Below are 10510 nucleotides of genomic sequence, written 5' to 3' on the forward strand. Positions count from 1 at the left end.
ATACGGGAGCGTATCAACCAACAACCCCGCAGCAAAGCCGAGCGGCGCAGGGCCAACAGTTGGGCGTTCTACCAACTACGTCAATTTCTGGAATACAAGGCGAGAGTTGCAGGGGTTTCTCTGATTCTTGTTCCGCCTGCCTACACGTCGCAGACCTGCCACCGGTGTTTGCACATCCATCCCGACCCTGCGCAATCCTGTCGCGTCAGCGTTGCGTAGCAAAATCGCAGTGGGAAGCAGTTTAAGTGTGGGCACTGTGGATGGGAAGGGGATGCGGACTTGAATGGTGCAAACGTAATTGCGCTCTTGGGGGCTGCCGTAAACCAGCCTGGAGGTTAAGCCTACGGCTCGCTTCGCGAACGGGCTTGTTTTGTTCTGCCGAGCGAAACAAGCTCAGGGCTACTGAAAGCCCGCACTCTTTCGCTTGAGCGGCGCGGAGCGCTTTGCATCAGCATGAGTGTGGGTAGTTTACGATTGAAAAAGGCGGGAATAGAGGTGTTGGTGGGCTTGACAATCCCGTTCTTGTAGAGGGGTGAAGCTGCTTAGGGGCGGCCAGCCGAGGGAGAGGTTTGGCCTTTCGGCTCGCTTCATGACCGGCAGAATCTCCTGATGCACCACTGCCTCGATCGGCTCATACAATTGGGCCAGCAGGCTTTGCCCCTCGGTATGCCCCAAAGGCACCAAGCGCACTGCCGCCGAGACCAACCCGGTGAGGGAGGAGAACAAGAAGGCACGCAGGGTATCTTCCAGCCCAATGCCCGCCTGAGCGCAGATCCAGCCGAACACCAAGGAATGATGCAGTGGCTCTCCCTCTGCTTTGGGGACGGAGATTCCCCAGGTGCGTTCTGCCAGTTGAGCTAGGCGTTTGCCCAAATCCAAGCTGGCTTGGCGCGGTTCTGCCGCCCAACGGGTTGCTTGCAGTTGCTGCTGCAGTTTCTCCACTCCTGACTCGGCTCCCAATCGGGACAGACGATGGGCCAAGGCACAGGCTCTGCCCTCGGTGGGGGCTAGGCCCATGTGTAAAACCCCCAGCAGATATTGCTGCACCCTGGCCCGATCGCGAAGTTGCCCCGCTTGAACGGCAGCTTCCAAGCCCCAGGAGTGGGAATAGGCCCCAATCGGCAGGGCAGAATCGGTGAGCTGTAGCAACAGATAGAAAGCGCCGCTGGATCCTAGAGAAGCAAGTCGGGGGGAAAATTCACCACGCATTTTCGCGAAGCTTTAGCGGGGGCGGATCAGGCCGTAGCCACCGTGGTTGCGGACGTAGATAACGTTGATCTCGCCATTTTCGATATTGCGGAAAACGTAGAAGTCGTGATCCACTAGCTCCAACTGGTGCAACGCTTCCTGAACCGTCATGGGTGGCATGGCGAAGTACTTGGTGCGCACCACCTCTGCGGGTAACTCCGCTTGCCGTTCCGTATTTAGCGGATCGGTGACGGGCTGCTGGGCCACTGCCACGGAGGTTTTGGGGGTGTGGCGGACGCGGTGAATGCCGTTCCGTTCTTTGTATTTGCGCAACTTGCGGGCCAGCTTGTCGGCCACACGGTCGATGCTGGCATAGAGGTTTTCGCTGCTTTCTTCCGCCCGGATCACGGTGCCATTGGCGTAGACGGTCACTTCGGCAGATTGGCTGGCACTGATACGGGGGTTGCGGGCTACCGATAGATTGACATCAACCTCACTGGTGATCTGGGCAAAATGACTGACAGCACGCTCAATTTTTTCTTGAACGTAGCTGCGGATGGCCTCGGTAATCTCGACGTTTTTCCCTTGGATCACAAGCTTAGTCATGAGGACTCTCCCAGTCATGTCGGTTTATACCTGAGATAGCGCCTCACCCCCACCTGGGATCCCTCTGGCTTTCGAAAGCGACCCCAGCTCACGGGCGACCTCAGCCCTTTAATTTGCAAAAACGAAGCCCTGTCATCAAGGGTGAGCAGATCGGCTTTGGGAGTGGCACTAACCTCTTGGGTTAAGTCTAAGTTAACATCTCTCTCTGGGATCTCTGCCAGAGGTTAAGAATAAATTTAGGCTCTCTTAATGTTTAAGGAGATCTTGAATTCCTGATTTTTCCCAAATCTTGGGAGTTTTGCGGATAAGCGGGATCCCTGTTATGCAAGACATAGACTCCTAGTTGGCCGTATTGGGTGCTTTTGGGAAAAGTTCTTTCGAGCTTAAGTTGCAAGTTCCCAGGTCAATGGGTTAACCCAAAAGACAAATCTATCATCAAACCCATAGACAGATCCAGCCTACTAAAAAGCTTTCCAAGCTGGATTTTAAGTTGATTAAACAACGTCTCTAACTCTGACCTGCTTTTGAGAAACCAAACCCACGCCGGACTGCCCATAACTCGGCAATCCAAATGCTCCAGTTCTCCGCTTACCGTATGTTGGTGTTACTCCACAGCTTAGCAGAATCTCGATTGGATGGCGCTTGATAGGAAAAATGAAGGGATATTGACATAAATTAAGCTTTTTATCAATATGGGGCTTTCAATTTGAGGGGTATTGTCGCTGTTGGTATTGGCTTTGGCAAGCCTGTTGTCCGCTGTTCCATGCCGTAAGGTTTCTATTCGGAGAGCTACATAAGAAGTTGGAACTCCGTTCTGCCGGCGCAGTCTTATTGGGAAGCTGGGGGGAAAAGACCAGCTCTTTTGGGGGTGGCTAAAATGCTACTCTCGGAATCGCCTTGGTGTGCGAAAGGTGAGGCAGACGGTGTGGGCAGAGGGATCCCGTTGAAGGCGGCAGAGCTTTTAGACAGAGCAGAAGAGGCTCTACAGGAGCAGTTTCAGGCGGTGGAGAAGACCCTCAGAGAGAACCTGGCGCGGGTGCTGCGGGCCTTTCGCGACCAGCGGGTGGGATCCCATCACTTTGCCGGGGTGTCGGGGTATGGCCACGACGACCAGGGGCGGCAGGTTTTGGATCGGGTGTTTGCCCAGATCATGGGCTGTGAGGCAGCGGTGGTGCGGCTGCAGATGGTGTCTGGTACCCATGCCATCGCCTGTGCTTTGTTTGGGGTGCTGCGTCCGGGGGATGAGCTGCTGAGCATTACCGGCCCCCCCTACGACACCCTTGAGGAGGTTATCGGCCTGCGGGGCTCCGGGCGGGGATCCCTGCGGGAGTTCGGCATCGATTACCGCCAGTTGGATTTGCGGGAGGGAACTGTTGATTGGCAGGCCCTGAAAACCGCCCTCAGACCGCAAACCCGGTTGGTTCACATTCAGCGCTCCTGCGGCTATGATTGGCGGCCCAGCATTCCCATCGCCCAGATCGCCGAGATGATCCAAATGGTCAAAGCGCAAAACCCCGAAGTTGTGGTCTTTGTAGACAACTGCTACGGCGAGTTCGTGGAAACCCAGGAGCCAACCCATGTGGGCGCAGATCTGATTGCCGGATCTCTGATCAAAAATCCGGGGGGCACCCTTGTTCCCGCCGGGGGCTATGTGGCCGGGCGGGCAGAGCTGGTGGAGCAAGCGGCCTGTCGGCTGACGGCTCCGGGCATTGGTTCGGAGGGGGGGGCAACTCTAGATCTCAACCGCCTTCTGTTTCAAGGCCTGTTCTTGGCCCCGCAGATGGTGGCCGAAGCGGTGAAGATCGCCCATCTGGCGGCGCAGGTGTTTTCTGATTTGGGCTACCCGGTCTCGCCTCTGCCTCAAGCTCCTCGCACCGATATCATCCAGGCCATTCAATTGGGATCCCCGCAAAAGCTGCAGGCCTTTTGCCACGCCATTCAAAACAGTTCTCCTGTGGATTCCTACCTCACCCCAGTTCCGGAGGTGATGCCCGGTTATGCAGACCCGGTGGTGATGGCAGCAGGCACCTTTATTGCCGGGAGCAGCGCCGAGCTGTCTGCCGATGGGCCGATGCGGGATCCCTACACCGTCTACTTGCAGGGGGGAACCCATCTCTACCATGGGCGGCTGGCCCTAGAAGCCGTCTTGCAAGCTTGGGAGGCCCTGTAGACCAGTATGCTCTCGGCTGGAAAAGCAAGGAAGGGGCAGGCCAACAATCTCAAAACTCAGCATGAAGTTCGGCAGAAGTTGTCGTCTCTGGCCAACCTTTTCCCTCAATCAGGGGGTAGGATCAGTCCACAGTGGCCATTCTTCAGAGAGGGATCCCTTTTGATGCTGAGCTTGTACCGTTCTTGCGTGTCTCCTCGCCGTTGGGGATCCCGTTTGGCTCTGGCTCTGGTGGCATTGGGGTTGGCTGGCGGCTGTCGGCTGTTGGATCGGGTGGGAGAGAGCGGCTTGCCGGTGGGATCTGCGCTGACCCGTTCTGCTCTGTGGAGAGGCAGCCAAACCGTGACGGGAGCGCTGGAGGCGGGAGATGAAGTCAGTCGCCAGTACGGCAGCTTTTGGGATGGGATCCCCATCACCGCTGAGCCGGGGCAGATTTTAATTGCGGCCCTAGAGAGCGAAGATTTTGATGCTTACCTGGAGCTGGTGGACGGCCAAGGGCGGGTGATCGGCTTTAACGATGACTCTGGCCCAGATGTGAATGCCCTGTTGGCGGTGCGTCTGCCGGAGGGAGGCACCTACACCTTGCGGGCCACCAGCTTTGAGCCGGAATCCACCGGCAACTACCGGCTCACCTATGTCCTCACCCAGGTAGATTGGCAGGAAAGCCTATCGGGCCGTCTGCAGGAGGGATCCCTTCAGCACCCCGAGGATGGCAGTTGGATGGACGAATACCCCATTGCCGCCCGCGCCGGCCAGATCCTGATCGCTTCCATGACCAGCTCTGATTTGGATGCCTTCTTGCAACTGCTGGATCCAAGTGGAGAAGTCATGGCTTGGGATGATGACCAAGGTGGTGGAACCGATGCTCTCATGATTGCCTTTCTGCCCCGCACCGGCACCTACACCCTGCGGGCCAACACCCATAAGCCGGGAGAGGAAGGAGCCTATGGGTTACAGTACACCTTGCGCTAGCATCTGCTCCCTATCTGGAAGCTTGGATAAGGGGGCTTGCGGATCTTCTGGTGCTGATGTCGAGATTTTGACAGGAATCATCGTTTTTTAACGCCTAATGAATGTTGATACACGTCAGGAGTTGCCGGTTTACCCTCCTAAGATCCTCACAAAGCCGGAAGGGGCACTGCTTGCTGAGCTTTGTGGGAAAGCGTGACATCTTATCCTAAGTTGTGACGGAGCCGAAATATTGTCCTCGTGGATGACGTCTTTTTTCTAGAATCAGATCGATGGCCTAGACCATTCTTTTGCAGTTCAGCCCCTATCTCCACAAAATGGATGCCATGACTCCTGAAATGGTACGCCAGTTTTGGTCTTTGGTCAGCGAGATTGGCAGGCCAGATTGGCTCACAAAGCGTGACGATGACTTGGTGAATCTGCTTCTGAGCGCTTGTCAAAAAAAACAGGCCCTCAGCAGTGTCGATGCTTCGATTCTCAACCGCTACATCAGCATTCGCCTGCCCTTGATTCGCGATATCCTTGTGGATTAAGCCCGGAGAGGACAAGGTTTTCCCCATCATGCTGACCGCACAAATCACCTTGCTGGTCTACGGGGCACTGCTTTTGGTGGGCGGAGCAATCGGCTATGTGAAGGGCAAAAGCTCCAAGTCTCTGGTCGGGGGGCACGTACTGGGTCTCGAACTGACTGAACTTGGCCGTGCAGTCCTTCACAACCAGCCTTTTGAGTACCGAGGGGCGAGGAGTGAGAAGGGAGGAGTGAGAGGAAGAAATCTCTTCTCTTTGCTCTCTCCTCTCCATGCTGGGCAAAGTTCAGCTTCGTAGGGACTCCGTCCCGCTAAAGCGACCAGTGTTGCGTAGTCTTTCAGAGCGGCTTTGCGGATTAAACCACCGCTCGATGATGTGGCAAATCTGCCGGGCGGCGGTGCCATCGCCAAAGGGGTTTTGGGCTTGGGCCATGCGGGCATAAGCTTGCGGGTCTGTGAGCAATTCTCGGGCTGCCTTCAGGATCCCTTCGGGATGGGTGCCCACCAAGCGGGCGGTGCCGGCGGCAATCGCTTCAGGACGTTCGGTGGTCTGCCTCAGCACCAGCACCGGTTTGCCCAGGGCAGGGGCTTCTTCTTGAATGCCGCCGGAGTCGCTGAGAATGAGGGTACAGCGCTGCATGGCACTCACCCAGAGGGGATAGTCCAGAGGCTCGGTGAGAAAGGCCCGCTCATGGGATCCCAACAGGGCTTGCAGGGGATCCCGCACCAAGGGGTTGGGATGGAGGGGCAAGAGAAGGGCAGTATCGGGAAACTCGGCCAAAATCTGCAGCAGAGCCTTGCCGATGGCAGTTAAGGGATCCCCCCAATTTTCGCGTCGGTGCAAGGTAACCAGCAGGACACGGTAGCGCTGCCAGTCCAGGCCGGGAATGGGGCAGGGGATCCCTTGGGAGGCCACCTGCAGTAGGGCGTCGATGACAGTGTTGCCGGTGCAATGGATGGATCCCACCACGTGGCTTCGCTTCAGGTTGTCAACGGCTTGGGGGGTAGGGGCAAAGTGCAGGCTGGCCAACTGAGAGATCAGGCGGCGATTGGCCTCTTCGGGGAAAGGATTGTAGAGATCATCGGTGCGCAGTCCGGCTTCCACATGCCCGACCGGGATGCGGTGGTAGAAAGCTGCCAAGGCAGCCGCAAAGGCGGTGGTGGTATCTCCCTGCACCAAAACCAGTTGAGGATGTTGCTCTTGAAAGTAGAGTTCCAGGCCCCGCAAGGTGGCTTCGGTAATGTCTGTCAAGCTTTGGCGGGGGCGCATGATCGCCAGATCCCGATCCGCTTGCAGACCGAATAGCCGCATCACCTGATCCACCATTTCCCGATGTTGTCCGGTCAAGATCAGCTCGGTGCGCAGATGGGGACTGGCACGCAGGGCTTGAATCACCGGGGCCAGCTTAATGGCTTCGGGCCGTGTGCCCAAGATCACGGCAATGAGGGGAAGGGAGGCCATAAGCTCAAGGACATCGGCGCCTGTAGAAGATGGGAAGAGCTGACCCACTCCGCGCAGCTCATTGGGGCAAGGCTACTGAAAAAACAGAGGTGGCGAAGGGTGTGGGTTGCTCAAGGTCGCAAGCCACCGGGGTGTGGACTCTGCTGAGTCAGGCTGAGGGCAATGTCGAGACGAGAGGAACCACGAGGGGGCTATTGCTGCTCACTCCGATCTTACCCTCAAGCTGCTCCGCCGATTGTTCACCGGATGAGCTGGAGAAAAAGGGTTGACGGGATCCCACTCCTGCAACTAGCCTAAAGGGGGCTGAAGAGATCCTCTTCTGGCTGTCCGGGTTGTTTCGGTTAACCTTTTTGGAGGAAAACGTTCAACAGCATGGACGCTTCCGGTAGTCGTAGCGCCAGCCACCAGTGTATGGTCTTCGAGGAGCACGTTCTTGAAGATTGGGCTCTTACTGGTGTCTTCCTTTTCCCCGCTGACAGCTTCTGTCGTCGCTTGAGAGGATCCCGTTTCGCCAATGCGAAGGGGTGGGAGAGTTTTCCCGGCTAGCTTTTGAGTTGGGTGGCTCTCTCAGTCGGCGACGAACAGATGAGCTGAGCAGAGCCTTACCTGAGCAATGGGTTTGTGCAGCCCTGTTCAGAAAAGGGGAGATCAGGAGTAATTCCGAGGGGATTCCCCTTGACTTTCCCGTTGTGGGTTTTGGGGTTTCCGCAGGCCTGGGGATCCCTTGGAGTCCCTTTTATCGGCTTGGGCGCTTGCGATCCAAGCTGGGCTTGGAGGCCTGGCGCTAGACCTACGGCTTGCTGCGCGGCCATCCAAGGGTTTCAGGGCTTCCCTGTGAGCCTCGGAGCACCGGTTGGCTGTTGACCTCCTGGTTCTCTTCATCCCGGCTGACCCCAACGTTCGGAGGTTTATCATGCGGCAAAACATTCTTCGCGATCTCCTAACCCCTGCTTCCTTGGAAGCCGCCAAGCGAGAGGCCAACCGCGCTCCCATTGCCGAGCTGGTGCAGCAGTTGATGGAGATTTCACCTCGGCAGCGGGTTTTGGCTTTCCGCTTGCTGGAAAAAGACAAAGCCATTGCAGTGTTTGAGTATCTGCGGCCCGAAGAGCAGGCCGATCTCATTCGCAGCATGGAAAGCCCAGAAGTGATCCGGCTGGTAGAAGCCTTACCTCCGGATGAGCGGGTGCGTCTGTTTGAGGAGTTGCCGGCCAAAGTAACCAAGCGCCTCATTGCCAACCTCAGCCCAGAAGCTCGGGAAGCAGTGAATATCTTGCTGGGTTATCCAGAGCGCAGTGCCGGTCGGCTGATGAACCTGCGCTACTTGTCGGTACGGGATACCATCACCGTCGGGGCTGCTCTGGCCAGCGTGCGGGACTCTCAACTGGGAGACGATGAGCTGGATGTGATTTTTGTGGTGGACGATCAGCGGTTCTACAAAGGTTTGGTTCGCACCGTGCGCCTCGTGAAAGCAGATCCGGATTTGCCCATTCGGGAGCTGATTGAGGGATCGGATACTTTTGCTCGGGTTACCGACCGGGATCTCCAGGCAGCTCGTTTGCTCAAGGATTCGGGCTTGCCGGCCATTCCGGTGGTGGATACGGAAGGGCGCTTGGTGGGAGATATCACCTTTGAAGATGTCATCAACTTGGTGGAAGAAGAAGCCACCGACGCCGCTCTGGCCCAAGCAGGGGTGGGCAACTTGCTCAGCCGAGACAAGGTTTGGAGCGAGCGCCTGGTTAAAGGCTCCCGTTGGTATGCCGTCCGCCTGCGCATCACGTTTTTAATCATCACCTTGATTGGCGGCATGGTGGTGGGGGGAGTGATCGAAACCTTTGAGGAAGTGTTGCAAGCAGTAACGGCAGCGGCTATTTTCATCCCCTTGGTCATGGATATGGGCGGTAATGTCGGTACCCAATCTACGACCATCTTTGCCCGTGGCTTGGCTTGGGGCCACATCAACGTGCGGCAGTTTCTCCCCTATTTGCTGCGGGAAGCCAGCATTGGTGGCATTATCGGTGTGATCCTGGGGGCCACGGCTGGGGTGATTGCCTACTTCTGGCAGGGGGCACCCAATGGGATCCCACAATTGGGTCTGGCGGTGGGCTTGGCTCTGGCCATTGTCCTCACTTTGGGGGCTATCTTGGGCGCCATTTTGCCCTGGGTGATGTTAAAGCTGGGCTTTGACCACGCTCCGGGAGCGGATCCTTTTATCACCACCATTAAAGACTTCACCGGCCTCTGGGTGTATTTCACCCTGGTGGCTTGGCTAGTCGGGGTTGAAGTGTAGCTCTAGGGCTGCGCCGGCGCTAGATCCAGGGGGCACCTCACCGGCAAAGCGCGTTCCAGGAACGAATAATCCAGCTAATCCAGCCCTTCTTGAGAAATCAGCCTTTCAGAGTCTCGCCACAAGGCCATCGCGACGGCGGCGCAGAGCACTTTTACGAGGTGTCCTTTGACCAACGAAGGGTTACAGCAAACATTTAGGAGGTGTGCCATGACCTTGAAAGTTCTATCTCCCTTGGCTGCTGCTCAATTTCGGTCACGGCTGCAGCAGTATGCCTATCGGGTGGGCATAACCTGTGCTTTAGAAACAGGTGGTAAGCTGGCCCCAGAATCCGCCTTTGCTCAACTGGAAGCCCTCTGGCAAACCTTGCAACAGGAAGCCACTGCCCTTGGGATCCCAGATGAGGATGGCTAAACTTTATCCTTTCACGAGAACCGGAGCATGACCTGGATTGACTTCACCTTGCGTTTGGCCGTTGCCTTTGTCCTGGGATCCCTCATTGGCCTGGAGCGACAGTGGCGGCAGCGTATGGCCGGCTTACGCACCAACACCTTGGTGGCCACGGGTGCAGCTTTGTTTGTCATGCTCTCGGTTCTCACCCCTGATGAAAGCAGCCCGACCCGTATTGCGGCCCAAGTGGTATCGGGGATTGGCTTTTTGGCCGGTGGCGTGATTCTCAAGGAAGGAGCCAGCGTCCGTGGCCTGAACACTGCCGCCACCATCTGGTGTGCAGCCGCGGTGGGAGCCTTTGCCGGATCGGGGTACATTCCCCAAGCTGCCATTGGAGCCGCAGCTGTGTTGATCTCCAACGTTGTGCTGCGTCCGCTGGGCTACCGCATCAACCAGCAGCCTTTGAAAGGCACAGAACTGGAACTGGTCTATGAGTGTTCGTTCATCTGCAAAAGCCAAGCAGAGGCCCACATCCGCGCCTTGCTCTTGCAAGGCATAGCTCCCACCCATCTCAAACTGCGTGCCCTCTACAGCGAAGACCTGGAGGACAAGCCCGATCTGGTCAAAGTCGAAGCAGAGCTGGTCACCCAGGCCCGCGACGACCAGGCCCTAGAACTTGTCGTCAGCCGCCTCAGCCTAGAGCCAGGCGTGATCACTGCCCGATGGCGGATCATCGAACAGGAATTTGGGTAAACTACCCGACTCCGACCGCTAAGCGGTACGGAGCGGGCTTTCAGTAGCCCTGAGCCTGCTCTGCCCTACCAGAGAACAAAACAGGCCCGAACCTCTAGGCTGGTTTACAGCAGCCCCCAAAAGCGCAATCACATTCGCACCATTCAAATCCGCATCCCCTTCCC

Annotated in this window: 10 protein-coding genes and 2 pseudogenes; 8 read left to right on the plus strand and 4 right to left on the minus strand. The window is 57.0% G+C overall.

Annotated elements, in window-relative coordinates:
- A pseudogene (locus tag NW849_RS12825) lies at positions 1-428 on the plus strand (zinc ribbon domain-containing protein); the annotation flags it as partial.
- A 40-nt stretch (positions 429-468) separates the two neighbouring features.
- Here NW849_RS12825 and NW849_RS12830 read toward each other — a convergent pair.
- Both NW849_RS12830 and hpf read right to left on the minus strand, forming a co-directional pair.
- Positions 469-1209 (minus strand): urease accessory protein UreF, encoded by a 741-nt coding sequence (locus tag NW849_RS12830; protein WP_414358068.1) that lies wholly within the window; start codon positions 1207-1209, stop codon positions 469-471.
- Between the two features lie 12 nt (positions 1210-1221).
- On the minus strand, positions 1222-1794 hold the full coding sequence (gene hpf / locus NW849_RS12835) for a ribosome hibernation-promoting factor, HPF/YfiA family (protein WP_414358070.1): 573 nt from the start codon (positions 1792-1794) through the stop codon (positions 1222-1224).
- An 877-nt stretch (positions 1795-2671) separates the two neighbouring features.
- Here hpf and NW849_RS12840 point away from each other — a divergent pair.
- From NW849_RS12840 to NW849_RS12855, 4 genes are all read left to right on the plus strand, one after another.
- Positions 2672-3964: an aminotransferase class I/II-fold pyridoxal phosphate-dependent enzyme gene (locus NW849_RS12840; RefSeq protein ID WP_414358073.1), complete on the plus strand. Its 1293-nt coding sequence runs from the start codon at positions 2672-2674 to the stop codon at positions 3962-3964.
- A gap of 162 nt (positions 3965-4126) precedes the next feature.
- Positions 4127-4933 carry a PPC domain-containing protein gene (locus tag NW849_RS12845; protein ID WP_414358075.1) on the plus strand — a complete coding sequence of 269 codons (807 nt, stop codon included), beginning with the start codon at positions 4127-4129 and terminating at the stop codon, positions 4931-4933.
- Positions 4934-5256: 323 nt separating this feature from the next.
- Entirely contained in the window at positions 5257-5463 is a 207-nt protein-coding gene (locus tag NW849_RS12850) for a hypothetical protein (protein WP_414358077.1), read from the plus strand.
- 28 nt (positions 5464-5491) lie between these two features.
- Positions 5492-5755 carry a TMEM14 family protein gene (locus tag NW849_RS12855; RefSeq protein WP_414358080.1) on the plus strand — a complete coding sequence of 88 codons (264 nt, stop codon included), beginning with the start codon at positions 5492-5494 and terminating at the stop codon, positions 5753-5755.
- On the opposite strand, the gene wecB is transcribed toward NW849_RS12855, so the two are convergent.
- Complete coding sequence (gene wecB / locus NW849_RS12860) at positions 5744-6919, minus strand: non-hydrolyzing UDP-N-acetylglucosamine 2-epimerase (protein WP_414358081.1); 1176 nt, start codon at positions 6917-6919, stop codon at positions 5744-5746. The two genes, NW849_RS12855 and wecB, sit on opposite strands and share 12 nt — an antisense overlap.
- Positions 6920-7832: 913 nt before the next feature.
- On the opposite strand from wecB, the gene mgtE reads away from it, so the two are divergent.
- The 3 genes from mgtE (at position 7833) to NW849_RS12875 (ending at position 10346) form a co-directional block, all read left to right on the plus strand.
- Positions 7833-9206, plus strand: coding sequence for a magnesium transporter (gene mgtE, locus NW849_RS12865; protein ID WP_414358082.1), 1374 nt, complete (start codon positions 7833-7835; stop codon positions 9204-9206).
- 207 nt (positions 9207-9413) lie between these two features.
- Complete coding sequence (locus NW849_RS12870; RefSeq protein WP_238376758.1) at positions 9414-9617, plus strand: hypothetical protein; 204 nt, start codon at positions 9414-9416, stop codon at positions 9615-9617.
- 27 nt (positions 9618-9644) lie between these two features.
- On the plus strand, positions 9645-10346 hold the full coding sequence (locus tag NW849_RS12875) for an MgtC/SapB family protein (RefSeq protein ID WP_414358085.1): 702 nt from the start codon (positions 9645-9647) through the stop codon (positions 10344-10346).
- Between the two features lie 18 nt (positions 10347-10364).
- Here the strand turns inward: NW849_RS12875 and NW849_RS12880 are convergent.
- Positions 10365-10510, minus strand: a pseudogene (locus NW849_RS12880) (RNA-guided endonuclease TnpB family protein); the annotation flags it as partial.

The organism is Synechococcus sp. R55.3 (assembly GCF_047461975.1).
Classification (GTDB): Bacteria; Cyanobacteriota; Cyanobacteriia; order Thermostichales; family Thermostichaceae; genus Thermostichus.